The sequence below is a fragment of the Pseudoxanthomonas sp. SE1 genome (assembly GCF_029542205.1).
Taxonomy (GTDB): Bacteria; Pseudomonadota; Gammaproteobacteria; order Xanthomonadales; family Xanthomonadaceae; genus Pseudoxanthomonas_A.
In genome coordinates this window covers 3,819,716-3,843,009 of the sequence record NZ_CP113783.1, presented here as the reverse complement: position 1 = coordinate 3,843,009, position 23,294 = coordinate 3,819,716, and the positions used below count along the sequence as shown (strand labels likewise).

18 protein-coding genes, 1 pseudogene and 1 riboswitch are annotated in these 23,294 nt (G+C 67.4%); of the genes and pseudogenes, 4 read left to right on the top strand and 15 right to left on the bottom strand.

Annotated elements, in window-relative coordinates:
• Positions 1-28: 28 nt before the first annotated feature.
• The 7 genes from OY559_RS18070 to OY559_RS18040 form a co-directional block, all read right to left on the bottom strand.
• The gene (locus OY559_RS18070) at positions 29-1,132 is read right to left on the bottom strand and encodes a toxic anion resistance protein (RefSeq protein WP_277727667.1); all 1,104 of its coding nucleotides are present in this window, start codon (positions 1,130-1,132) and stop codon (positions 29-31) included.
• Positions 1,129-1,833 carry a hypothetical protein gene (locus tag OY559_RS18065; RefSeq protein WP_277727666.1) on the bottom strand — a complete coding sequence of 235 codons (705 nt, stop codon included), beginning with the start codon at positions 1,831-1,833 and terminating at the stop codon, positions 1,129-1,131. Before OY559_RS18065 ends, OY559_RS18070 begins: the two co-directional genes overlap by 4 nt.
• Positions 1,830-7,139 (bottom strand): DNA repair ATPase, encoded by a 5,310-nt coding sequence (locus OY559_RS18060; protein ID WP_277727665.1) that lies wholly within the window; start codon positions 7,137-7,139, stop codon positions 1,830-1,832. The genes OY559_RS18065 and OY559_RS18060 overlap by 4 nt, the downstream gene beginning before the upstream one ends.
• Positions 7,140-7,225: 86 nt before the next feature.
• A complete protein-coding gene (locus OY559_RS18055) occupies positions 7,226-9,199 on the bottom strand; it encodes a flotillin family protein (protein ID WP_277727664.1) in 1,974 nt (657 codons plus the stop codon).
• 30 nt (positions 9,200-9,229) lie between these two features.
• Positions 9,230-9,865, bottom strand: a complete 636-nt coding sequence (locus tag OY559_RS18050; RefSeq protein WP_277727663.1) for an OB-fold-containig protein — start codon at positions 9,863-9,865, stop codon at positions 9,230-9,232.
• Between the two features lie 15 nt (positions 9,866-9,880).
• On the bottom strand, positions 9,881-10,549 hold the full coding sequence (locus OY559_RS18045; RefSeq protein ID WP_277727662.1) for a PspA/IM30 family protein: 669 nt from the start codon (positions 10,547-10,549) through the stop codon (positions 9,881-9,883).
• Positions 10,549-11,190 (bottom strand): YjfI family protein, encoded by a 642-nt coding sequence (locus OY559_RS18040; RefSeq protein WP_277727661.1) that lies wholly within the window; start codon positions 11,188-11,190, stop codon positions 10,549-10,551. Before OY559_RS18040 ends, OY559_RS18045 begins: the two co-directional genes overlap by 1 nt.
• A gap of 266 nt (positions 11,191-11,456) precedes the next feature.
• Between OY559_RS18040 and OY559_RS18035 the strand changes: the two genes are divergently transcribed.
• A complete protein-coding gene (locus OY559_RS18035; protein ID WP_277730054.1) occupies positions 11,457-12,503 on the top strand; it encodes a glycerophosphodiester phosphodiesterase in 1,047 nt (348 codons plus the stop codon).
• A 6-nt stretch (positions 12,504-12,509) separates the two neighbouring features.
• Here OY559_RS18035 and fabB read toward each other — a convergent pair whose 3' ends face one another.
• Positions 12,510-13,718: a beta-ketoacyl-ACP synthase I gene (gene fabB, locus OY559_RS18030; protein ID WP_277727659.1), complete on the bottom strand. Its 1,209-nt coding sequence runs from the start codon at positions 13,716-13,718 to the stop codon at positions 12,510-12,512.
• Positions 13,718-14,233, bottom strand: coding sequence for a 3-hydroxyacyl-[acyl-carrier-protein] dehydratase FabA (fabA, locus tag OY559_RS18025; protein WP_277727658.1), 516 nt, complete (start codon positions 14,231-14,233; stop codon positions 13,718-13,720). The genes fabB and fabA overlap by 1 nt, the downstream gene beginning before the upstream one ends.
• 214 nt (positions 14,234-14,447) lie before the next feature.
• On the opposite strand from fabA, the gene dinB reads away from it, so the two are divergent.
• Positions 14,448-15,530: a DNA polymerase IV gene (gene dinB, locus OY559_RS18020; RefSeq protein ID WP_277727657.1), complete on the top strand. Its 1,083-nt coding sequence runs from the start codon at positions 14,448-14,450 to the stop codon at positions 15,528-15,530.
• Positions 15,531-15,586: 56 nt separating this feature from the next.
• Here dinB and btuB read toward each other — a convergent pair whose 3' ends face one another.
• The 3 genes from btuB to OY559_RS18005 form a co-directional block, all read right to left on the bottom strand.
• A complete protein-coding gene (btuB, locus tag OY559_RS18015) occupies positions 15,587-17,458 on the bottom strand; it encodes a TonB-dependent vitamin B12 receptor (protein ID WP_277727655.1) in 1,872 nt (623 codons plus the stop codon).
• A gap of 124 nt (positions 17,459-17,582) precedes the next feature.
• A riboswitch (cobalamin riboswitch) is annotated at positions 17,583-17,804 on the bottom strand.
• 121 nt (positions 17,805-17,925) lie between these two features.
• Positions 17,926-18,297 (bottom strand): TfoX/Sxy family protein, encoded by a 372-nt coding sequence (locus OY559_RS18010; RefSeq protein ID WP_277727653.1) that lies wholly within the window; start codon positions 18,295-18,297, stop codon positions 17,926-17,928.
• The gene (locus OY559_RS18005) at positions 18,294-18,779 is read right to left on the bottom strand and encodes a free L-methionine (R)-S-oxide reductase MsrC (RefSeq protein ID WP_277727652.1); all 486 of its coding nucleotides are present in this window, start codon (positions 18,777-18,779) and stop codon (positions 18,294-18,296) included. The genes OY559_RS18010 and OY559_RS18005 overlap by 4 nt, the downstream gene beginning before the upstream one ends.
• Before the next feature lie 119 nt (positions 18,780-18,898).
• On the opposite strand from OY559_RS18005, the gene bioD reads away from it, so the two are divergent.
• Positions 18,899-19,579 carry a dethiobiotin synthase gene (bioD, locus tag OY559_RS18000; protein WP_277727651.1) on the top strand — a complete coding sequence of 227 codons (681 nt, stop codon included), beginning with the start codon at positions 18,899-18,901 and terminating at the stop codon, positions 19,577-19,579.
• Positions 19,580-19,751: 172 nt separating this feature from the next.
• On the opposite strand, the gene OY559_RS17995 is transcribed toward bioD, so the two are convergent.
• The 3 genes and pseudogenes from OY559_RS17995 to OY559_RS17985 all read right to left on the bottom strand — a co-directional run.
• Complete coding sequence (locus OY559_RS17995; protein WP_192202952.1) at positions 19,752-20,144, bottom strand: TIGR01841 family phasin; 393 nt, start codon at positions 20,142-20,144, stop codon at positions 19,752-19,754.
• A 155-nt stretch (positions 20,145-20,299) separates the two neighbouring features.
• Positions 20,300-20,656, bottom strand: a complete 357-nt coding sequence (gene queD, locus OY559_RS17990; RefSeq protein ID WP_277727650.1) for a 6-carboxytetrahydropterin synthase QueD — start codon at positions 20,654-20,656, stop codon at positions 20,300-20,302.
• Between the two features lie 135 nt (positions 20,657-20,791).
• A pseudogene (locus OY559_RS17985) lies at positions 20,792-22,087 on the bottom strand (DEAD/DEAH box helicase); the annotation flags it as partial.
• 398 nt (positions 22,088-22,485) lie between these two features.
• Between OY559_RS17985 and OY559_RS17980 the strand changes: the two are divergent.
• Positions 22,486-23,250, top strand: coding sequence for a Crp/Fnr family transcriptional regulator (locus tag OY559_RS17980; RefSeq protein WP_277727649.1), 765 nt, complete (start codon positions 22,486-22,488; stop codon positions 23,248-23,250).
• Positions 23,251-23,294 lie beyond the last annotated feature (44 nt).

Genomic DNA, 23,294 nt, shown 5'->3' with positions numbered 1-23,294 from the left:
CGAGGCGTTGTGAAAGCGATATCGGAGGTCAGGAGCTCGCGCCGCCCCCGGTCGGCAGCGCCAGCCGCTTCTCTAGGTCTTCGCGCATGTCGACCAGTTCGGTGGACAGCTGCTTGCGCTTAGCCATGCCCTCGCGGTGGATCTCGCGGACTTCCTCCACCGTGCGGATCAGGGTCTCGTTGACGGTGCGCAGGGTCTCGATGTCGATCACCGAGCGCTGGTTGGCGCGCGCGGTGCCGACCGCGGTGGAATGCACAAGTTCGGCATTCTTGCGCATCAGTTCGTTGCTGGCGTCGTCGATGGCGTTGGCCAGCTCGACCGCATTGCGCTGGTCTGCCAGCGACAACTGGATGGCGAACTGGTTGCGCCACATCGGGATGGTGATGTCGCGTACCGCGCTGAACTTCTCGATCAGCTGGATGGCATTGGCCTGGATCAGGCGGATCATCGGCAGCGTCTGGTCGGCGGCGTGCTGCAGCACCTGCAGGTCGGACACGCGCTTGTCGATCAGGCGAAGCGCCGTGTCGAGGGCGGCGCGACGGGTGCGCGACTCGGGATCTTCCTGGCCCGACAGCGAGGCCAGTTCCGCTTCCAGCTCGGCAATGCGGACGCGGCCGGCCGCCACGTGCACGCCCAGCTCGCGGCGCTCGTCCAGCACGATGTCGTGCATCTGGTCGTACTCGCGCACGCGCTGCTGCTGGATCTGCTGCGTCTTGCCCACGTCGCTCATCAGCTGGTCGATCTGGCGGTTGGTCGAGCTGTAGCGCTGGACCAGGTCGTCCTTGGTCGCGCGCATCTTGTCGATCAGCGGGCCGAGAATCGGCAACTTGGAGCGGCCATGGAAAGACTCAAGGTTCAGCGAGCGCGCAATGCGCACGACTTCACCCAGCTTGTCGCCGCTGCTGTCCAGATCGGCGTTGCGGACCTTGTCCAGCAGCTGCGTGCTGAAGGCACTGGTCTTGGTGGTCGCCTCCCGGCCGTAGGTGTGCAGATTGCCGGGCGCGATGTCCTGCAGCGCTTTCGTCGCCTCCTGGATGCGCGGGATATCAGCGTTTTCCAGGCCCAGGTCGGTCAGTAGCTGCGGCGACAGCGCCGCGGGCACCAGCGTCTGTTCGGGGTTCGTCGTCGTCATGGGGCCTCCTGGGCTGGGGTGGCACGCGCTGGTGTCGCGGGTACGACGGACGGCGCGGGCAGGTGTTCGATATGGGCTTCCAGTGCGTCTATCGTCCGCATGGCGGAGGATAGCTGCATTCCGTGATCGGCACCGGCGGCGACGCCCAGCTGCTGGTCCAGCAGCACGGTGAGCCGGGGCAGTTGCTGCGCGTGGCGCTCGGCGATGGCGAGCGCGTTTGCGGCGACGAGGTCCAGCTGGCTGGCCGTGATCTCGTACGCGCTGCGCAGCGTGATGAGGTGCGCGAGACGCGACGACCCGGCAGGCGTGTCGCCTTCCTCCATCGCCTGCTGGCGCGCGAGTCCGTCGATCTCTTGTTGCAGCTGCGCACAGGCTTCGCGCAATTGCCGCGCGTGCGTGGCGAGCGTCGCGTGCTGGTTGCGCAGCCTAGATGCTTCGAAACCAGCCTGCCGCAGCAGGATGCCGCTGCGTTCCCGCAACGAGCGCGCCTCGGCGGCAAGACGGATGTCACGGCCGATCAGCCGTCCCCAGAAACCCACGCTGCGCCGCAGCGCACGCGGATCAGCCGACAGCAATACGGTGCGCAGATCGCGCAGTGTCGCCTGCAGGTCATCGGCGCTGGATTGTGCCAGCGCCTGGATGGCGGCGGCATGCGTGGCCAGGCCCGGGGCCTTGGTCCCGCCGATGGCGTCCTGGCTCATTGTGGATCATCCCCTTCGTCGCGCACGCGCGCCGGTGATACGTCGAGGGTGGGCGTCGGCCGTTCCTCCCTGAATTCCAGGCTGGCGATGACCTGGTCGAACTCCGCTTCACGCGGGGAGCGTGGCTTGGGCTTGCGCGTGCCGGCGGCTGCGGCGGGGGATGCACCGTTTCGAAGCGCCTGGGCCAGCGCCACCAGCGCTCCATTGAGCTGGTCCTGGCGCGCCATCGTATGCTGCAGGGCCTGCAACACCGGGGCGGTGTCGACGGCGGGCGTGGGCGTGGCAGCTGCGACCCGTTCTGGCGCCCGCAATGAGTGCAGCGCCGACAACAGCGCTTCCCAGGGCGCCGGCTGAGGGGCCGGAACCGGGGCCGGCTCGCCCAGTCGCTGCAGGCCGACCGCGATGTCGGCCAACTGCGCGACCACGCGGCCGCCGACATCGGCATCGTCCGCCCCCATCGCCTTGTTGCGCAGGAAGTCCGCCTTGATCTGCTGCCAGCGTGCCTGTTCGTCGTCGGTCAGCGTGCCGCGCAACTCGCCCAGCTTCAGCAGGTTCTCCTCGGCACCGGTGGTCAGCAGTTGCGCTTCGCCCAGGTAGTGGTCGGCGATCAGCTGCTGGAGCTCGGCGGCGTTCATCACCGGCGAGATCTTCTCCGCCAGCTTGTTCATGTTGCGGTAGCTGCCCTGCAGACGGAACGGCGGCTCCACCCGGTACTTGTCCGCTTGCGCGGCGCTGGCGATGTACTGCTGGTTGACGCGGTAGACCACGTCGCGCACGGTCAGCAACCGCTGCAGCACGGCGACGATCTCGCCGATCTCCGCACCGCTGTACGCGTGCGACAGCTGGTTGGTGCTGACCTCCTTGCCGCGCGCCTTGTCGACCAGCAGGTAGAGGTCCGCCATGTCGCGGGTGGCGAGCGGTGCCAGCACGGGATTGGAGGTCAGGCAGTTCTCCACGTAGCTCAGCAGGAAGGCATCTTCCATGCCGCCGAGCACATCGCCCAGGTTGTAGATGTCGGCGCGGTTGGCCAGCATGTCCGGGATCTTGAAGACCTCGCCGGACTCGGTATACGGATTGCCCGCCATCACCACTGCGAACTTGCGCCCGCGCATGTCGTAGGTCTTGGTCTTGCCGCGCCAGACGCCTTCGATGCGGCGCGTGCCATCGCACAGCGAGATGAACTTCTGCAGGAACTCCGGATGCGTGTGCTGGATGTCGTCCAGGTACAGCATCACGTTGTTGCCCATCTCCAGCGCGAGGTTGAGTTTTTCCAGTTCCTGCCGCGACGTGGCATCCGGTGCCTGGGCGGGGTCCAGCGAACGCACCTCGTGGCCCAGCGCCGGCCCATTGATCTTCATGAAGACCAGGCCCAGTCGGTGCCCCACGTACTCCATCAGCGTGGTCTTGCCGTAGCCGGGGGGCGAAATCATCATCAGCAGGCCCATCAGGTCGCTGCGCTTGTTCTCGCCCACGGTGCCCATCTGCTTGGCGAGGTTGTCGCCGATCACCGGCAGGTAGACGTCGTTGATCAGCTTGTTGCGCACGAACGAGGTCAGCGGGCGCGCCTTGAACTCCGACAGCCGCATCGCGGCGCGTTCGCGCTGCGCCACTTCGCTGCGCAGCGCCTGGTAGCGTTGCCAGGCGGGCACGAACTGATCGCGATGGGTCCCATAGCGCGCCGGCAGGTCGTCCACCGCCAGGGCCAGACGTCCGTCGCGGATGCGCGGGTGCTCGCCGAGCAGTCCCTCGACATGGCCGATCAGTGTCACGTGCTCGACGACATGCGTCAGCTGCGCGCCATGCCGGAACAGGGCGATCGCCTCGGACACGTACGGCGCCAGGTGCGCCTGCTCCGGCAATGTGGCCAGTGCGTCCAGCGCCTGCCGCAGCAAGGCCCAGGCCGCGGCGGACCGGCCTTCCAGCCGCTGCAGGGCGCTGGCCAGCACACTGCCTGCCGCGTCGTCAGCCAGGCGCGCGCGGAGGGTCGTCACCAATGTGTCCGCGTAGTGGGTGAAGCGGAACGTCGGCACCGCACCTGTGACGGTGTCGATCAGGAAGGCGGCGGATGCCGGGGTGTCGGTCGCAGGGAAGGACAGGGCGTCGTGCTCCACCCAGGCCGCAATCGTGGATGCCAGCTCGTCGCGCAGCGTCTGCACGGCGCGGCCGGCCGGCGACATCGCGTCGATCGCGCGTGCAGCGCGTATACGGTCGATCGTCTCCTGCGGCGCGGCGCCGTCGCGGCACCACCACGCCACCGCCAGCGCGCGCGCGCTGGGCGCATGTCGCAGTGAACCGGCGGCGTTCCGCAGAGGCAGGAAGGCATGCAGGATCGCCGCGGCATCGTGGTCGTGGATGCCCTTCTCGTAGCCTTCGCGGTAACGCGGCGCGGCGTACTCGCGCACGATCCGGTCCAGCGCCTCCGGATCGGCCAGGGCGTGGTCGAGCCGCGCGAGGTCGAGCCCACCTTCGCCGGCTTGCGCGTCGTCCAGCAGGCGACAAGCGAGGTACTCGCCGCGGTACAGCGAAGGCGACTCCGACGCGAGCGCGACATCCCAGTAGGGGCGCAGCGCGTCCAGCGCCGGCTCCTGCAGCGGCTCCAGGTAGTCCGTGCCGGTCAGGTGTACGGCCAGCGTGTCGCCGCGCGGAATCAGGGTCAGGTCCAGCGGCTGGGTGTTGACGCTGAAGCGGTGGCGCGGCCCCAGGCGGATGACGTTGCCGGCGTCTTCGAACAGGTCGCTGCGATCGCGCAGTCCGCGCACGGCCTGGTCGCGCGCGCCCTTGATGCGCGCCTCGATGTCGTCGGCCTTCACCGAGTCCTTCAGCTTGCGCAGGCGGCCGGCCAGTTCGCGCAGCTTGAGGATCAGCGCATCGCCGGCGAAGAAGGCATTGAGTTCGTCCGGCGTGGTGAAGCGTTCGGTGCGTCGCCCCAAGCCTTCCAGGATGCGGGTGGCGGCTTCCTGCACCGATTGTGCCTTGCGCTGGCGCTCGTCCAGAAGGGCCTGCTTGTGGGCCTCGAAGGCCTCCAGCATCTCCTCGCGCTTGGACAGGATGTCGCCGAGGAACTGTTCGTGTTCGCCGAACTGGCTCTCCAGTTCTTCCAGTTGCACCATCAGGCGCGACAGTTGCTCGTCGGCGCGCTCCGGCGTGGTGGCCATCGCCAGCGCGTTGCTGACGGCCTGGCCGAACAGGGTGAACTGCGCACCGAACTGCGCCACCGCCTCGGCGGAGCCCAGTTCGCGGCGGCGCTGGGTGGCGCGTGCGCGGGTCTGGTTGAGTTTCGCGTAGATGCTCGATAGCGCATCGACCACCCGGGTGCGCTGGGTGGCGTCGTCGATCCGCAGCGTTGCCATCAGCTCGGACAGCATGTCCAGCTCGCCGGCCATGCCCTGCATGGTCTCGATCGCCTCGGCCAGCTCGCGCGCACTCGCGGCTTTCTGGGCCTGCGCATCCAGCACGACCAGGCGCTGCTGGAACGGGGCCAACGCTTTTTCGTCGGCGAGAAACTGGCCGGTCGCCGCGCCGACGCGTTCGTGCGCCTCCTGCAATGCGGCAACCATCGCGTCGATGGCCGGGACATCGATGTAGCGATAGTCTCGCAACGTCAGCAGATGGCCGCGCAGGCGCGAGACCGCGCCGAGCGCGTCGACGAATTCGCCGATGCCGTTCCATCCCTCCGGCTGCAGCCGGCCGAGCAGGGCGCGGTGGTCGCGTTGTGCCTGCGCCATCGAGGTCTCGGACTGGCGCCGGATCTCCAGCACCTTCTCGTATTCGTCCAGCACCGACTCGCCGGTGCCGGCGATCTCGTGCAGCAGCGTCGCCAGACCGTCGCACTGCGTGTCGTCGATCCAGTGGTGCAGGTCGAACAGGCGGCGGGTTCCATGCGTCAGCAACTGGTAGCGCTGTGCGGAGACATCCGGGCGCTCGATCTCGCGGGCGAGGTCGAACAGGTTGGACACCGCGCGCACCAGTTCGGCATTGCCCAGCTTCGCCATGAACGAGGTGCCGGCCGGTCGCGTCGCGGCGAACTCGTCCGAACTGAACGGCGTCTGCCAGAGCTGCATCTGGTGGACGCGGGTGGGGTCGTCGTTTTCGGCGCGGAACAGCACCATGCGTCCGTCGTGCAGTCGCGCGTAGCCATGCGCGAGCACGGGCGGCTGCAGGCGCCGCTGCACCAGGTTGTAGACCAGCAGCGCGGCCTGGCCGGTTTCGCGCTCATAGAACACGTACATCACGTCTTCGCCGTTCGGCGATCGGATCGTGCGCTTGTACTGCATGTCCTGCACGGCGGCATCGAAGGCCTTGTGCTCGCCGTTCTGCAGGTAGTAGCCGCCCGGGAAAATGATGCCGTGGTCTTCGGGTAACTGGATGCAGGCCTGTACGATGGCATCCAGCCGCGTCACCTTGCCGGTCTGGGTGTTGTACACAAGGCCGCGCCACGCGCTCTCGCGGTACGGCAGCACCTTGAGCAGGATCAGCGAACCGACGCGCGCGAACTCGATCTGCGCGTCGTCCAGCGATTGCGTCCGGTCCTCGACCGGCTCGCTGTAGACGCCCGCGCCGCTCTCGGTGTTGTTCTCCACCTTCAATGTCAGGTCGCCGCCGATGGTCTCCACGAACAGCGTGTCGAGGATATTCAGGTGCGGATGGCGGCCGCTGACCTCCATGTCCTTGGTCGCCCGCGTCCACTCGAAGTCGAACGGCGGCGGCAGCACGATGTCGCGCTCGCCGCGCGCGTCCAGGTAGTTCACCTCGCCATCGGCGGTGAGCGTCCAGCGGAACACGCGCACGTCGGTGTTCTTCAGGCCGATCTGGAACGCCATCAGCAGCCGGCTGTCGCGGACGATCAGCTGCAACAGCCGTGCGTCCTTGTAGTAGCTGTACAACTCGCGGAAGTCGCGTTGGAAGGCATCCTCGCCCAGGAAGCTCGCGGCGATGTCGACCGGCGCCACGTCGTAGCCTTCGCCGGTCTCCACCAGACGATAGAGGCCGAACACGTCGGCCACCGACGTGGTCGCCTTCAATCCCATGTAGACGTTGAAACCGAACAACAGCAGGTCTCCGACCTGCACGATGTCGCGGCCGACCGAATTGTGGTCGGTGCGGATGCGCAGGCGGCCGATGGCCTCCATCCGGCTGTCGCCGAATTCCTGCAGGCGGCGTGTGTTGATCCCTTCCGTCACGGCGCGCAGCCGCGCGCCCTGCTCGTCAAGGCGACGGCGCAGCACGTCGTAGGCGCCGCCCTGGGCGACCGCCTGATCGACCTGCGTGTCGGTGGAAGGAACTTCGGCGTTCGGCGTATCGGACATCGGACCTCATCCTCGCCCGTCCTGGGCGGTCGATGCGGAAATCGGGGCCGGCGGACGGTGCCGCCGGCCGGCTCAGGCAGGATGCGTCAGGCGTCGCTCGCTTCGGCCGCGCGGCCGGACACTGGCAGGCCGGCGCCCGCCAGGCGACCCAGTAGCTGCGAGGCGATCGGGCTTTCGCCCACGATGCCTTCCAGCGCCTTGCCCAGCGAAATGCCCCTGGTCAACGCGTTGAACACGCCGCCGTCGCCACCGATCAACTCGATGTTGGCGCTCTTCAGCGCGCTGGCGAGGACTTCGGCGTTCTCGCGGGAGATGGCCTTGCCCGCGTCGATCGATGCCAGCAGCTGGCGCAGCTGCGTTTCCAGCAGCATGCGGAACTCCTCGTGGCTGCGCGCATCCGGGCTCATCTTGCCCATCGCGTCGAACTTGGAGGTCAGGCCTTCGGCTTCCGCGGACATCTTCTTGGCGATGTTGCTGGCCTCGGCATCGCCCATGGCCTGGCTGGCACTGGCGTTGGCCAGCCCCAGTTTCTGCGCACCTTCGGCTTCGGCGGTCAGGCGTTCGTTCAGCACGCGCGCATCCGCGTTGCCCTGCTTGTAGGTGGCATCGGCCTTGGCTTCGAGCACGCGTGCTTCGGCCAGGCCGGTCTTCTCCATCGCCACGGCATTCGCTTCCTGCACCTGGGCCTGCGCCAGGCCGGGCGCAGCGCTCTCCGCACGTACACCGTCCGCCATCACGCGCTTGGCTTCGGCCTGCTTGCCGGCGGCCTGCAGTTCGGCCTCGGCCAGCACCGTCAGTTCGACTGCGCGGTGGCGCGCGGCCTGCTCGGCGGCTTCGGCGGCCTTGACGTCCTTGACCAGGGTTTCCTGCGCGGCAGCTTCTGCGGCGAGGATGGTCACCTGCCTGGCGCGGTCGGCTTCGGCGACTTCACGCGTCTCCTTGATCTTCTCTTCGGCGACCGCGACCGTCTGCTCGATCTGGGTCCGCTCGCGCACGACGTTGGCCACTTCCATGCGGCCCTGCTCGACCACCTTGTCGCGGTCGACTTCCTGCATCTGGACTTCCTTGTCGGTGTTGACGCGCTCCAGCTGCTCGGCGCGCGCCACGCGCTCGAGTTCGATGGCGACGGCGCGACGGCGGTTCTGCTCGGCCACTTCGACCTGGCGCAGCTGCTCCTGCTCGCGGATCTTGATCTGCTCCTCGGTTTCCAGGCGCGCACGCTCGGACACCTGTCGCTGCTCCTCGATCACCTTGGCGGTTTCGGCGGCTTCGCGGGCGCGCACCGTTTCAACTTCGCGGTGCTGGCGTGCCTCGGCCTCGGCCTGCTGGCGTTCCAGCGCGAGCAGCGCCTCGCGGGCTTCGGTGTTCTTCTTGGTGATCGCCAGCTTCTCGTTCTGCTCCAGTTCGTTGGTCTGCACGTTCTGACGCGCGGTCAGTTCGGTGATCTTGCGGATGCCTTCGGCGTCCAGGATGTTGCTGGGGTCGAGCAGGTGCTTCGGCGTCTGTTCCAGATAATCGATGGCGACATCTTCCAGCACGTAACCGTTGAGATCCTGGCCGATGACGGCGACGATCTCGTCACGGAATTCCTGGCGCTTGTCGAACAACTCGGTGAAGTCGAACTTCTTGCCGACGGTCTTCAGTGCCTCGGAGAACTTGGCGTTGAACAACTCGTCCACCGCGTGCCTGTCGGACGCACGGTCGGCACCGATCGCCTTGGCCACGCGCAACACGTCGGCGGGCGTTTCATTGACCCGCAGATAGAACGCCACCGCGATGTCGGCGCGCATGTTGTCCTTGCAGACCAGGCCTTCCTTGCCGCGCCGGTCCACCTGCAGGGTGATCAGGCTGATCTTCATCAGCTCGGCCTTGTACAGCACCGGGATGATCAGCGCACCGGTGAAGTGCACCTTCGGCTGCGCGCTCATGTCGTTGACGATCAGGGCCGTGCCCTGTTCGACCTTCTTGTAGAAGGCCTTGAAGATGCCGATGAAGCCGAATCCCAGCACCATCAGCACGACGAGGCCGATGGCGAAGGGGAGGATGGTGGCAGTGGTCATTGCAGAACTCCTTGTAGACGGCGCGGGTGCTTACTGCTGGAGGAAGGTGGTTTCGGACATGACGCGGTAGGTGTTGTCGGTTTCGAGATGCTCGATCAGGACGACGCGGTCGCCGCGCGAGAAGCGCTCGCCCGGCAGCGCGCGGACCTGCAGGATCAGGCCTGCGCCGCCGTCGTCGAAGTGGGCGCGTCCGCTGCCTGCATCCGCATGCGGCGAGATGACCGAGCCGGCGCGACCCAGCACGGACGGCGGTACAGGCGGACGCAAGCGTGCGATCACCGACGCCAGCGGGCGCAGCAGCAGCGAGGTCACCAGTGCGCCGGTTAGCAGAGCGACGACCAGCGTGCCGGCGCCAGCGATCCAGCGCAGGCTGCCCGGCAGGTGCTGGAGCAGGAACAACTGCACGAAATAGGTGATCAGCCAGCCGAAGAAAGACAGCACGGTAAGCACCAGCATCATGGGCACGCCGGACAGGCCGAGCTTGGCCAGCATGCCGGCGACCACGCTGGGCTCCGCCGTATCGCCATCGGTTGTCAGCCAGCCGTCGACGGCATCGATGTCCACGATGCCAGTGGCCGCCAGCAACCAGTACACCGTGCAGAACGCGAGCAACACGCTGTAGATGAGCGTCGGGAATGTCAGCGCGGTGTTCAGGAACTCGGTCATCGTGGCTCCCCTGGTTCAGCGCTTGCGCGCGGACGATGTGATGCGCTTGCGGGCGCGATCGAGGACGGCCTGTGCAGGATCGGCCTCGGTCTTCTTGTTCTTGCTCTTGCGCTGGCTCGCGGCGCCGGTTCCCTGCGTGGGCGAGCGGCGCTGCTTCATGCGCGCGGCAGACGCGAACGCGGGTTCCGGATACGGCGCTTCGCCGGGCTGGCGGCGGGCCACGGTGGCCTGCGCGCGCTGCAGGCTGTTGGAGGCGCGCAGGATGTCCAACTGGTGCTTGAGCCGCCGCAAGCGCCCTTCGAGCTGTTCGACCACGTGCGCGAACTGGCGCTCATGGGCGGCGAGATCCTGCCCTTCCTCCATCCGCTGGCTGCGCTCGGCCTGCAGGCGGACCGCGTCGTCTGCCGCGGTGCGTGCCTGCGTGGTACGGCCTTGCCGCAACGCGGCCTCCACCTTGGCTTCGGCTTCGCCGATGCGCGTGGCCAGAGCGGCCTGATGCTGCTCGTTGGCGACACGCCGCGCCTTCGCCGCCGCGTGTTCACCGCGCGCGCCATGCAGGGCGTCATCGACGGCGCGGATCTCGTCGTCGAGCAGGCGTTCGGCGCGGTCGCCCATCACGGCGCCGGCCAGGCCTTCCATGCCCTCCTGTATCCGCTTGAACAGGGTCTTCAGGGTGTCGGGCATCAGGCCTTCCTCCGCGTCGCCGTGCGCAGGAAGGGTCGGTAGGCTTCGGTGGCGCTGATGACGTTCTCGGCCAGCGTCTCGATTTCGAACATCACGTTGGCCAGGCTGGAATGCGTGTCCAGCGCGCCGAACATGGTGTAGCCGGCGACGCCGCCGATGCGCTGCATCCCGATCGTCGAGAGCGGCAGCAGCACGTGCGTGCTGAGCACATGCGCGTTGAAGGCGGCCGGGTCGGCCACGTCCTCCACCGGCCACAGGTAGGCCTCCACGAGGATCTGCTCGCCACCCACGGCCAGGAACACCGACAGGTCGCCGTATTCGTGCATCACCAGGTGCAGGCTGGGCTCCGCGCCCTCGATGGTCTCCAGGCTGATCAGGCCGTCGCGCACCGTGCTGGCCTGCTGCAGGGCGTGCCTGATAGCGGCGAGCGTCCAGCCCGCCTCCGTAGGTTGCGTGGGCAGATAAGGGATGCCGGCATCGCGCGCGGATTCCCGCATCGCCTTCTCGATGGCGGCCAGCTCCTCGGCGTACTCCGGCCTGATCCACACGTCCTTCTTGACCAGTCCCTGCTCGCGCATGCGCTCGCGGTAGTTGCGAACGTGCAGCGTGGATGCCTTGATCGCAGGGCGGGAAACTGTCATGTAAGCGAATCTATTTATTACATGTAATGTTGTCAAGCGGCGGTGCGGAAGCGCGGCGTACGGCGCTGGCCGCTGTCGCCTGCCTGTCACAGGCCGGATGCAGAATGCAGCCTGCAACGAGGTACCTCTCTCCTCCCGCGTTGCACCGGAGCCTGGCGGAAGCCGGGCTTCGTGCTTTCCGGACCCTGCGCCGCCCGTGGCATGCTGGCGGACATGAGGAAATCTCCATGCACTTCAGCCGCCTGTTCCCCCTCCTGATGGCCGTGATGCCCCTGCTGCCCGCCATGGCTGGCGGACCGGCGGAGAAGCCGCTGGTCATCGCCCACCGCGGCGACAGTGCACACCTGCCAGAGCACACGCTGGCGGCGTATGCGCGTGCGATCGACGCCGGTGCGGACTACATCGAGCCGGATCTGGTCGCCACCCGCGACGGGGTTCTGGTCGCGCGGCACGAGAACGAGATCGGCGGAACCACCGATGTCGCGCAGCGGCCCGAGTTCGCCGCCCGCAAGCGCCGGCAGGTGATCGATGGCGAGGCATTCGAGGGCTGGTTCACCGAAGACTTCACCCTGGCCGAACTGAAGACGCTGCGTGCCCGCGAGCGCCTGCCCGAACTGCGCGGCACCGCGAACGATGGCCGGTACGACATCGCGACGCTGGACGAGATCATCGCGCTGGCGTCGGAACATGCCGCGCGCAGCGGACGCACGATTGGCCTGATCCCCGAGATCAAGCATCCCAGCCACTTCCACTGCATCGGCCTGCCGATGGAGGAACGCCTGCTGGAAATGCTGGCGGCTCACGCGTACACGCGCGAGGCTCCGGTGGTGATCCAATCGTTCGAACAGGCGAACCTGCGTGCGTTGCGCGCGCGCCTTGGCCCGTCGCACGGGAACATCCGTCTGCTGCAACTGCTGGGCCCGGCGGATACGCAACCGGGCGATGCGCTGGCGGCGGGAAAGCCGACACGCTATGCGGACCTGATGACGCCCGCGGGCCTGCAGGACATCGCCGGCTACGCCGACATCATCGGGCCGTGGACGCGCCTGCTGATGCCGGTGGCGGAGGACGGCGCGCTGGGAGCACCGACCGCGCTGATGGCGGATGCACTCAAGGAAGGCCTGCACGTATGGCCCTACACCTTCCGGCCGGAGAACCACTTTCTGCCGAAGGCGCTGCGCGAAGGTGACGATCCGCGCATGCGCAACGAAGCGGGATCCCTTGCCGAGATCCGCGCCTATCTTGCGCTGGGGATCGGCGGCTTCTTCACCGACGATCCGGCGCTGGGGCGTCGTGCGGTCGACGCCCGCTGACCGGCCTCACACCCGGCCGAATACCAGGCTGGCGTTGGTGCCGCCGAAACCGAAGCTGTTCGACATCACCGTGTCGAGCGTCGCCTCGCGGCTGGCCTGCACGATGGGGAAGCTGGCCGCGCCCTCATCCAGCGTCTCGATGTTCGCCGACCCGGCGATGAATCCATCCCGCATCATCAGCAGGCAGTAGATCGCTTCGTGCACGCTGGCGGCGCCCAGTGAGTGACCGGACAGCGCCTTGGTCGACGAGATCGGCGGCAGCGCATCGCCCAGCGCGGTGCGTATGGCGTCGAGTTCGATGATGTCGCCCAGCGGCGTCGAGGTGCCGTGGGTGTTGAGATAGTCCAGCTGCTTGGAGACGCCTTCCAGCGCCATCTGCATGCAGCGAACGGCGCCTTCACCCGACGGCGCGACCATGTCCGCACCGTCGGAGGTCACGCCATAGCCCAGCAGTTCGGCGTGGATGCGCGCGCCGCGCTTCACCGCGTGGTCGTAGTCCTCCAGCACCAGCATGCCGCCGCCACCGGCGATGACGAAGCCGTCGCGGTCCGCATCGTAAGGCCGCGAGGCGTGGGTCGGATCGTCGTTGCGCTTGCTGGACAGCGCGCCCATGGCATCGAACATCATCGTCAGCGCCCAGTGCAGCTCTTCGCCACCACCGGCGAACATGATGTCCTGGCGCCCGGCGCGGATCATGTCCGCCGCCGCGCCGATGCAGTGCGCGGAGGTCGCGCAGGCAGCGGAGATCGAATAGCTGACACCCTTGATCTTGAACGAGGTGGCCAGCGTCGCCGACACCGTCGAGCACATCGTGCGCGGCACCATGTACGGTCCCACCTTGCGGATGCCGCGCGCACGCAACAGGTCGGCGGCTTCGATCTGCCATTCGGCCGAGCCACCGCCGGAGCCGGCGATCAGACCGGTGCGTGGCTGGCTCACCAGTGCTTCATCGAGGCCGGCATCCGCAATGGCGTCGCGCAGCGCGATATGCGCGAACGCGGCCGCATCGCCCATGAAGCGCTTCTGCTTGCGGTCGATCTGCGCGTCCAGATCGATCTCCGGCGCACCGCCTACCTGGCTGCGGAAGCCGAGTTCGGCGTATTGCGGAATGTGGCGGATGCCGGAGCGGCCTTCACGCAGCGCGGCCGACACGGTGTCCGCATCGTTGCCCAGGCAGGAGGTGATGCCCAGGCCGGTGATGGCGACGCGGCGCATCAGAAGCTCTCCGTCGAGGTGAACAGGCCCACACGCAGATCGCGCGCCGTATAGATCTCGCGGCCGTCGACCAGCATGCGGCCATCGGCCATCGCCAGCACCAGCTTGCGGTTGATCACGCGGCTGATGTCGATCTCGTAGCTGACGCGCTTGGCGGTCGGCAGCACCTGGCCGGTGAACTTCACTTCGCCGGAACCCAGCGCGCGGCCGCGACCGGGCGCGCCGATCCAGGTCAGGAAGAAACCGGTGAGCTGCCACATCGCATCCAGCCCCAGGCAGCCCGGCATCACCGGGTCGCCGAGGAAGTGGCACTTGAAGAACCACAGGTCGGGATGGATATCCAGTTCCGCGCGGATGAGGCCCTTGCCGTGCGCGCCACCGTCCTCGCGGATCTCGGTGATGCGGTCGAACATCAGCATCGGGTCATTGGGGAGGCGGCCGCTGTCGGGGCCGAACAGTTCGCCGCGCGCGCTGGCGAGCAGCTGTTCGCGCGAGAAGGAAGCGGGGGCGGTCATTGCGTGATCCGTTCTACGAAGACGCAAATAATGCACACATGTGCATACGCTTGTCTTGATGCAAATCAACCGGGTTTTTCCATACGCCGGCGTACCATCGGCAAAGCGCAATTGCGGCAAGGGTTTCGCGCGGATTGTCCGCATCTCCACACGCGGGCGTATCGTGCGGGCGCGCGCCCATGCGATCGCGTACGGCGACCGATATCATCGCGTGATGCGCAAGATTATCCACATCGACATGGACGCCTTCTACGCGTCGGTGGAGCAGCGCGACGATCCGTCGCTGCGTGGACGACCGGTGGTGGTGGCGTGGCGCGGCGAGCGTTCGGTGGTGTGCGCGGCGTCGTATGAAGCGCGCGTGTTCGGCGTGCGCTCGGCGATGCCGGCGGTGCGCGCGGAGCGGCTGTGTCCGCAGGCGGTGTTCGTGCCGCCGGACTTCATCCGCTACAAGGCGGTGTCGCGACAGGTGCGCGACATCTTCCTGCGCCATACGGATCTGGTCGAGCCGCTGTCGCTGGATGAAGCCTATCTCGACGTCACCGCACCGAAATCGGATCTGCCGACGGCGACCGCCGTGGCCGAGACGATCCGCGCGCAGATCCGCGAGGAGACGCAGCTCACCGCATCGGCTGGCGTGGCACCAAACAAGTTCCTCGCCAAGATCGCGTCGGACTGGCGCAAGCCCGACGGACAGTTCGTGTTGCGTCCGCACCAGGTGGAGGCGTTCCTGACACCCTTGCCGGTCGAACGCATTCCGGGCGTGGGCAAGGTGATGCAGGGCAAGTTGAACGCGGCCGGCATCCACACCGTCGGCGACCTGCGCACCTTCGAGCAGCGCGATCTGGAACAGCGCTTCGGCAGCTTCGGCGGCAGCCTCTACCGGCGCGCACGCGGTATCGACGAGCGCCCGGTGGAGCCCGACCAGCCCGTCCAGTCGATCTCGTCGGAGGATACGTTCGCCACGGACCTGCTGTTGTCCGAGCTGGAACCGCACATCGTCCGCATCGCGGAAAAGGCGTGGCAGGCCAGCCGCAAGACCGAGCGCGTGGGCCGCACCGTCGTGCTGAAGCTGAAGACCTCGCAGTTCCGCCTCCTCACCCGAAGTTTCACGCCGGAGTCGCCTCCGGTGACGGCGCAGGATTTCGTCGGCATCGCACTCGCGCTGCGCGAGCGCGTGGACCTGCCGGCGGCCACGCGTTACCGGTTGGTGGGCGTGGGCCTGTCCGGCTTCCGCGACCGGGACGAGGTGGCGACCCAGCCGGGGTTGTTCGACGAAGCGGAGCGGGCGACGGGGTGATCAGATAAAGAAAGCCCGGCGATGCCGGGCTTTCTTCTGTCGCGTGCTCCGTCGTGTCATTCCGTCGGCTGGTAGCGCAGGCTGAGGCCGTAGGTGCGGCCGGCCTGGTTGTACCAGGCGATGGTTTCGTATTCGCGGTCGAACACGTTGCCCACCTTCGCCTGCAGTGTCCACGCCGGGGCGATCGCGTACTCCAGCCGCAGGTCCAGCGTGCTGTAGCCGCCCAGGCGGTCGGTGTTGGCCAGGTTGTCGTAGCGCTCGCCCGCAGCGTTGAACGTCACGCCGGTGCGGAATGCGCCGAACGCACGGTCCACGTCGATGCGCGCGGTGTCGCGCGGGCGGCGCGCCAGCAGGTTGTCATGGTTGGCGCCGGTGGAACGATTGCGCGGATCGGTGTGGCTCAGCTGGGTGGCGATGTCGAAGCCGCCCAGCGTGAAGTCGACAGTGAACTCCGCGCCGCGGATGCGTGCTTCGTCGATGTTGTTCGGCAGGAAGATCGCCGCGTCGTAGGAGATCAACTGGTCGACTTCGTTCTGGTACACGTTGAACGTCCAGCTCCAACCGTCCACGTACTGCGCGATGCCGAGGTTGATGCTCTCGGATTCTTCGGGCTTCAGGTCGGGGTTGCCGAAGAACGGGTAGTACAGGTCGTTGAAGCTCGGCGCCTTGAAGCCGGTGGCCAGGCTGGCGGTCAGCTTCAGGCCGTTGCCGAAGCCGAAGCCGTAGCCCAGGCTGCCGGTAGTGTGGTTGCCGAACTGCTCGTTGTCGTCGTTGCGGACGCTGGCCTGCAGCTGGTGTGCGCCGAAGCGGCCCTGGTACTCGACGAAGCCGGCCAGGTTGTCGCGCTGGGTGATGTCGAAGTCGGTGGCGCTTTCCACCTCGTCGTCCTGCCAGTCGATGCCGGTGGTCAGCAGCTGGTTGGCGGCCACCGTGAAATCGCCCTGCAGCGACGCCACGTAGCGGCGCGTCTCGAAATAGCCGGACTGCACATCGTCGTTGAAGTCGTCGGACTTGTCGTCGTTGCGGCCCAGGCTCAGCTGCAGGCTCGTCTTCTCGCTGGGCGCATAGCGCAGCTTGGCGCCGATCACCTGCTGCACGGTTTCGGATCGATTGGTGAAGCTGCCGTCGAATTCGCTCTTGCCCTCGGCGCGCAGCGCGTTGGCTTCCATCGTCAGCGTATCGGTGAAGGTGTAGCCGCCGCGCAGGTTGGCCGACGTATTGCGGTAGCCATCACGGTCGGGTTCGTCGGTGAAGCACCCGGCGCCGAAGTCGAACGGAATGCCCGGATCCGGACCGCGTCCACGGCAGGCGTTGAAGCCATCCGTCCGCGCATACGCCACGTCGGCGCCGTACCAGCCGCGCGCATTGCCCCCGCCGATGCCGGCACTGGCTTCACGGGTGCTGTCGCTGGCAACGCCGATGCGGAAGTTCGGGCGCACCTTGCCCGTGTTCCGACGGGTGAACACCTGGATCACGCCGCCGATGGCTTCCGAGCCGTACAGGCTCGAACGCGGGCCGCGCACGATCTCGACGCGATCGATCTGGTCGATCGGCAGATCCTGCAGCGCCGGCAGGCCGGCGGTCGCCGAGCCCATGCGGACGCCATCGATCAGCACCAGCACATGGTCCGATTCGGTGCCGCGCAGGTTGAGCGTGGTGATCTTGCCGGCGCCGCCCTGGTTGCCCAGCGAAATGCCGGCGCGGCCTTGCAGCAGTTCGGACAACGAACGGGCCTGGCTGCGCTGGATCGCTTCGCGGCTGATCACCTGCGCGGGGACCAGGCTGTCCTCGACCGCGACAGCGGTACGGGTGCCGGATACCACGACTTCGTCGAGGTCGGTCGTGTCGCGGTCCTGCGCGTGCACCGTGAACGGCAGTGCCAGCGCGACCGCGAGGGCCAGGTGGGAAAGGGGGAAACGGCTGTACATCGGATTCAACTCCATCGCGCGCCCCGCGCGCATTCTTCGGCGTGGAGTTGCGACGGGGAAGGGAGCGTTGCGGACAGCGCGGCAGACAGGCAGCGGCGCGGCACGCCGCGACGCCCTCCGCATCGCAACCAGTGGACTTCCAGGCCGGTCTCCGGGCTTGCGAAGGCGTGCGCGATGCACGCTGCCAAGGCGCCTTCCCATGCGTTGGACGCACAGTGGCCGATGCCGAGGTTGTCTTCGCCTACCGTTGCGGGGGCAGCGCCGGAATGCCGCCTGCGCGGTTCACCGGCTTCCCGTTTCAACCCGGACGCGGACGCCGCGGGTCACCTGAAAGCGCGCGCAGTATACGGGAAGCCCAAGCGTTCCTGTCCGCAGAGGTGTGGGAGGGGCTTCAGCCCCGATGCTTTTCGACCCGACCCCGACGGCGTTGCTGAAAAGCGTCGGGGCTGAAGCCCCTCCTACAGGAATCAGTCGTCGCTGCCCGGAGAGTCGAACAGGTTCAGCGATGGGCCCGTGTCTTCTTCGCGCTCGGTGTGCGTGGTTGTCACCGGGCCGGCGGCGGGGCGGCCGCGCGGGGGCGGCAGCAGCGCGGCGGCGGCATCGTAGGCCACCAGCAGTGCGCTACGGCGGTCCTCGGGCAGCTGCTGCCAGTGGCAGTCGAGCAGCGCGCCTTCCAGCGCGTAGAGCAGGTTGAGGCTGGGGCGGAACCCCGCGCGCTTGACCCGGATGAAGGCTTCCACCGCGCCTACCGATTCCAGATCCTCCTGCGTACGCAGGCCGACCTGGCGCAGCCAGGCGGCGGACTTGGGGCCGATGTTGCGCAGCTTGGTGCCTGTCATGTCAGCGAATCCACGAAGATGGCGGCGATGCGTTCCATGCCCGCCTGGTCGTCGGCATCGAAGCGCGCCAGGCGTGGGCTGTCCAGGTCGAGCACGCCGACCAGTTCGTCCCCTTTCACCAGCGGTACCACCAACTCCGAGCGTGAAGCCGAATCGCAGGCGATGTGGCCCGGGAAAGCCTCCACATCGTCCACGCGCTGGGTCTGGCGGGTGCGTGCGGCGGCTCCGCAGACCCCCTTGTCCAACGGGATCCGCACGCAGGCTGGTAAGCCTTGGAACGGGCCAACGACCAATTCCCGGCCATCGAAGAAATAGAAGCCGGCCCAGTTGAAGTCCGGCAGCGCGTGGTAGAGCAGTGCCGACAGGTTGGCGGCATTGGCGATCCGGTCGGGTTCGCCGGCCAGCAGGGCACGGGCCTGCGCGGCGAGCTGTGCGTATTGTTCCGGCTTGCTGCCGGTGAGCGTTTGCGAGGCGAATGACATGGGGACGATTCTACTCTGCGGGTCCAGGGAGGGCCGGATATGATCGCCGGCATGAACGTGGATTACCCGAATGCGCCGGCGTCAGGACTGGGCGATGGCAGTGTGGCGGCGGGACCTTGATGGACCGCGCATTGGATCGGCTGTTCGTCACCGGTACCGATACCGGCGTCGGCAAGACCGTCGCCAGCGCGGCCTTGCTACATGCGTTCCGTGCGCGCGGGTTGCGCGCGGTCGGCATGAAACCGGTCGCCAGCGGCTGTACCTCAACGGCGGCCGGCTGGCGCAACGACGATGCACTGGCCCTGCAGGCGGCGAGCGATCCCCTGCCGCCGTACGACGACCTCAATCCCTACGCCCTGCCTGCGCCGCTGGCGCCGGAGATCGCAGCCCGCGATGCGGGCGTCGACGTCCAGCTGGGCGTGCTGGTTTCAGCGTTCGACCGCCTGCATCCGCTGGCTGATCTGGTGCTGGTGGAAGGCGTGGGTGGCTGGGCCGCGCCGCTGACGGCGACGCTCGATCAGCGGCACCTTGTCCAGGAACTGCGCCTGCCGGTGCTGCTGGTGGTGGGCATGCGGTTGGGCTGCATCAACCATGCGCGGCTCAGCGCGCGCGCGATCCAGGACGACGGTGCGCGCCTGGTCGGCTGGATCGCCAACGAGGTCGATCCGGAGATGGAGCGCCGGGACGAGAACTTCGCCCTGCTGTCCGTGCGCATGCCCGTGCCGTGCTGGGGGAGGTTGCCGCATGCGCCGGACATCGACGCCAGGCAGCTCAGCTGGCACATCGCGATTTCCCTGTAGGAGGGCCTTCAGGCCCGACAGGTGATACCGGAAAAGCATCGGGCCTGAAGGCCCTCCACGAGAAAGCTTGGGTGCGCAGGCAATAAAAAACCCGGCAGCGTGGGGGCTGCCGGGTTGGCTGCGCGGAGGGAGGGGGAGCCGCGCAATAAACGAACGGTGGAGCGGGCGGGTCTTACTTGCCCTTGGCGGCCTTGGTCGCCTTGGCCACGGAGGCCTGGACGTTGTCGGTCGCGGTCTCGAACTGGGTCTTCACCAGCTGGCCGAAGGCCTCACCGGTCTTCAGGCCCAGGCCGAACACTTCCTGGCTGGCGGCGACGACGCGCTCGGCGTTGTCCTTGGCCACCTGCATGCCCTTCGGCCACAGGGTCTTGTAGCCTTCGAGGTCGCGGGTTTCAGCCAGCTCGCCGAAGAAGGCGGTGGTGGCGTCGATGTTCTTTTCGAAGGTCTTCAGCTGCACGCCGAACACGGTCTCGGCGCTTTCCAGGGCCAGACGGTTGGCGCGCGAGGCAGCGGCGGCGAACTGGTGCGTGAACTGGCTGAAGCTTTCGTTGAATTGCGTGGTCATGGCGTGCTCCTGAAAGGGGATTCCCATCTGTTGCGACGCAGCATAGACACATCCATGTTGCAGTGCAATAAGTGGCGTATGGAAATCCGACGAACGGTCAGGAGCCGTTAAAAATCAAACGCTTGTATGCGGTGGTATGAAACCGGTTTCATGCCTCAGGGGCCGGTATACCGACACCCGGACGTGCAGGTTTCATGCACCACGATGGCGCTCAGCAGCGGCAGTACCGGTTTGGTCTGGTCCCAGATCCACTTCGCGAGCTGCTCGCTGGTCGGGTTGTCCAGGCCGGGGATGTCGTTGAGGTAGTGATGGTCGAGCCGGTCGTAGATCGGCTTGAAGGCGGCCTTCACATCGGCGAAGTCCATCACCCAGCCGGCCTGCGGGTCGACCGGGCCGGAGAGATGCAGTTCGATGCGGAACGAATGACCGTGCAGGCGTGCGCACTTGTGCCCGTCCGGCACGTGCGGCAGCCGGTGCGCGGCTTCCACGGTGAAGACCTTGAAGATGTCCATGCGGCGATTCTAGAGGGCGTGGCAACAGACGTGCGGCGCCGGTGAGGGCGCCGCACGAACGACTCAACGGGCAGGGCGTGCCTGGCTGGGACGCGCACCACCGGGGCGGCGGTCGCCTTCGCGACGCGGACCGCTTCCGTGCTTCTTCGGGCCGGCGTGGGCGTGGCGCGGGGCCTCGCTGTGCGGACGACGCGCGTGCTTCTGCGGGCCGTTGCGGCGCGGGGTGCGTTCGCCGGCGGGTTGCTCAGCCTTGCCCGGCGCGCTGTTGCCCCAGCGGATCGGTGTCTGCGGTTCGAAGCCCGGCACGTCGCGCAGGTCCACGTCGCGGCCCAGCATGCGCACGATGGCGCGCAGGTACTTGGCTTCATCCTGCGCGACCAGCGAGATCGCTTCGCCCGTCGAGCCGTTGCGGCCCGTGCGGCCAATGCGGTGCACGTAGTCCTCGGCCACCATCGGCAGGTCGAAGTTGATCACCTGCGGCAGCTGGTCGATGTCGATGCCGCGCGCGGCGATGTCGGTCGCCACCAGCACGTTGATGCGGCCGGCCTTGAAGTCGCTGAGCGCGCGCTGGCGGGCACCCTGCGACTTGTTGCCATGGATCGCCGCGGTCTTGATGCCGCTCTTGTCCAGGAACATCGCCAGCTTGTCGCTGCCGTGCTTGGTACGGGCGAACACCAGCGTCTGCAGGCGGCTGTCCTTGGCCAGCAGGTGTAGCAGCAGGTCGCGCTTGCGGCTGCCATCGACCGGGTGGACGCGGTGGGTGATGGTCTCGGCCACGGTGTTCTTGGGCGTGACCTGGATCTGCTTGGGATCGCGCATGAACTCCATGGCCAGCTCGCGGATCGGTTCGGCGAAGGTGGCGGAGAACAGCATGGTCTGGCGATTCTGCTTGGGCAGCTTGGCCAGGATGCGCTTGATCGAGGGCAGGAAACCCATGTCAAGCATGCGGTCGGCTTCGTCCAGCACCAGGATCTCGATGCCCGACAGGTCCACGCTGCGGCGCTCGAGGTGGTCGATCAGGCGGCCCGGACAGGCGATCACCATGTCCACGCCGCGGCGCAGCGCGTCCAGCTGGTTGCCCATGCCGACGCCGCCGTAGATGGTGGTGCTGGGGATGCGCAGGTACTTGCCGTAGCCACGCAGGCTGTCATGCACCTGCACGGCCAGTTCGCGGGTGGGGGTCAGCACCAGCGCGCGCGGCTTGCGCGGGCCGCGGGTGGCGACTTCCTGCGGGGTGGTGGCCAGGTACTGGATCAGCGGCAGGCCGAACGCAGCGGTCTTGCCGGTGCCGGTCTGGGCGCCGGCCAGCAGGTCATGGCCGGCCAGGGCCAGCGGGATGGCCTGTTCCTGGATGGGGGTGGGCTGGGTGTAGCCCTGTTCGTCCAGCGCGCGCAGCAGGGCGGGCGCCAGGCCCAAGGTTTCAAACGTCATTGTCGAAGCTCCAAAGCCGGCCGGCCGGACACGCACGCAACGCCGGCACAGCGAAGTGCGGCAACGTGGAACGCGCGGAATGCGGTGAGGCCGTGACTCGAAGCGTTCCCTGAAACCGCGCTGCGAGAAGGGGTGCGGAGGCGCCAAAGCGGCACTACCGAGCTTGCGCAACGAAAGAAGTCGGAGCGGGGCGGGCGCGGGAATTCGCGGGGAATTCCCTGCGCCGGCGGACCATCGGGGAAACGAACGGCCGCAGGCAAGCGGCGCGCACTGTAACCGAATCCGGGCCTGAATGGGGGAACGGGCGCTGAAACCCCGGTCTGCGACCAATTGTCGCAGTCCGGAAATCAGTGGCTTGCGGGCGTATCATGGCCCCGAAGCCCCTCGCAGCCACCGCCATGAGCCTTCGCATCCTCCGCCAGAACGACGCTCCGGTCGCCGGCGCGCTCGTCGAGAGCGTGCTGTGCCAGGCCGCGCGCGGTTGCAGCGGCTGCCTGGTCCGTCACCTGGCCTTCTGCGCAGCCTTGCCGGTGGAGAAGGCCCATGCCATGGAAGCGCTGGCGGACGATGCGCGGCTGAAGGCGGGCGAGGCGCTGGTTCGCGAGGGTGAGCCGAGGCGCGGCGTGTTCACCGTGACCAAGGGCGCCCTGCGCCGCATCCGGCTGCTGCCTGACGGTCGCCGGTTGGTGGCCGGCTTCCTGATGCCGGGTGATTTCATCGGCTTCTCGGGCACTTCCCACTACAAGCACACGATCGAAGCGATCACCGACAGCACGCTGTGCGAGTTCTCGATGGCCGACATGCGCAGCCTGTGCCATGACCATCCGGAACTGGAGCGCGAGCTGCTGGAGCGGGCCTGCGTGGAGCTGGACGCCACCCGCGGCAACCTGATGGCGCTCGCACGGCTCAATCCGATGGAGCGGCTGTCCGGGTTCCTCGTCGACATGGCGCAGCGTCGCCGTCGCCAGGGTCAGGACGACACCGAGGTGATCCTGCCGATGACGCGCACGGATATCGCCGACTACCTGGGCCTGACCGTGGAAACCGTCAGCCGCAGCTTCACCCGCCTGCGCCAGGAAGGCAGCATCGCCACCGACGACCCGCACCACGTGCGGCTGCTCGACCGCAAGCGCCTGGACGCATTGGCCGAAGCGCGGGCCTGAGGTTTCGTTGCCAGGTCAGCCTGGCACGCGAACATCCGGCGCTG

What these genes read in the sequence shown, in the direction of transcription:
- queD (WP_277727650.1), bottom strand. Translation starts at nt 20,656, where the DNA reads ATGGACATCTTCAAGGTCTTCACCGTGGAAGCCGCGCACCGGCTGCCG.
- OY559_RS17980 (WP_277727649.1), top strand. Translation starts at nt 22,486, where the DNA reads ATGAGCCTTCGCATCCTCCGCCAGAACGACGCTCCGGTCGCCGGCGCG.
- OY559_RS18005 (WP_277727652.1), bottom strand. Translation starts at nt 18,779, where the DNA reads ATGTCATTCGCCTCGCAAACGCTCACCGGCAGCAAGCCGGAACAATAC.
- OY559_RS18065 (WP_277727666.1), bottom strand. Translation starts at nt 1,833, where the DNA reads ATGAGCCAGGACGCCATCGGCGGGACCAAGGCCCCGGGCCTGGCCACG.
- OY559_RS18040 (WP_277727661.1), bottom strand. Translation starts at nt 11,190, where the DNA reads ATGACAGTTTCCCGCCCTGCGATCAAGGCATCCACGCTGCACGTTCGC.
- btuB (WP_277727655.1), bottom strand. Translation starts at nt 17,458, where the DNA reads ATGTACAGCCGTTTCCCCCTTTCCCACCTGGCCCTCGCGGTCGCGCTG.
- OY559_RS18060 (WP_277727665.1), bottom strand. Translation starts at nt 7,139, where the DNA reads ATGTCCGATACGCCGAACGCCGAAGTTCCTTCCACCGACACGCAGGTC.
- OY559_RS18010 (WP_277727653.1), bottom strand. Translation starts at nt 18,297, where the DNA reads ATGACAGGCACCAAGCTGCGCAACATCGGCCCCAAGTCCGCCGCCTGG.
- OY559_RS18055 (WP_277727664.1), bottom strand. Translation starts at nt 9,199, where the DNA reads ATGACCACTGCCACCATCCTCCCCTTCGCCATCGGCCTCGTCGTGCTG.
- OY559_RS18070 (WP_277727667.1), bottom strand. Translation starts at nt 1,132, where the DNA reads ATGACGACGACGAACCCCGAACAGACGCTGGTGCCCGCGGCGCTGTCG.
- fabB (WP_277727659.1), bottom strand. Translation starts at nt 13,718, where the DNA reads ATGCGCCGCGTCGCCATCACCGGCCTGGGCATCACCTCCTGCCTGGGC.
- OY559_RS18035 (WP_277730054.1), top strand. Translation starts at nt 11,457, where the DNA reads ATGCCCCTGCTGCCCGCCATGGCTGGCGGACCGGCGGAGAAGCCGCTG.
- OY559_RS18045 (WP_277727662.1), bottom strand. Translation starts at nt 10,549, where the DNA reads ATGCCCGACACCCTGAAGACCCTGTTCAAGCGGATACAGGAGGGCATG.
- fabA (WP_277727658.1), bottom strand. Translation starts at nt 14,233, where the DNA reads ATGACCGCCCCCGCTTCCTTCTCGCGCGAACAGCTGCTCGCCAGCGCG.
- OY559_RS18050 (WP_277727663.1), bottom strand. Translation starts at nt 9,865, where the DNA reads ATGACCGAGTTCCTGAACACCGCGCTGACATTCCCGACGCTCATCTAC.
- dinB (WP_277727657.1), top strand. Translation starts at nt 14,448, where the DNA reads ATGCGCAAGATTATCCACATCGACATGGACGCCTTCTACGCGTCGGTG.
- OY559_RS17995 (WP_192202952.1), bottom strand. Translation starts at nt 20,144, where the DNA reads ATGACCACGCAATTCAACGAAAGCTTCAGCCAGTTCACGCACCAGTTC.
- bioD (WP_277727651.1), top strand. Translation starts at nt 18,899, where the DNA reads ATGGACCGCGCATTGGATCGGCTGTTCGTCACCGGTACCGATACCGGC.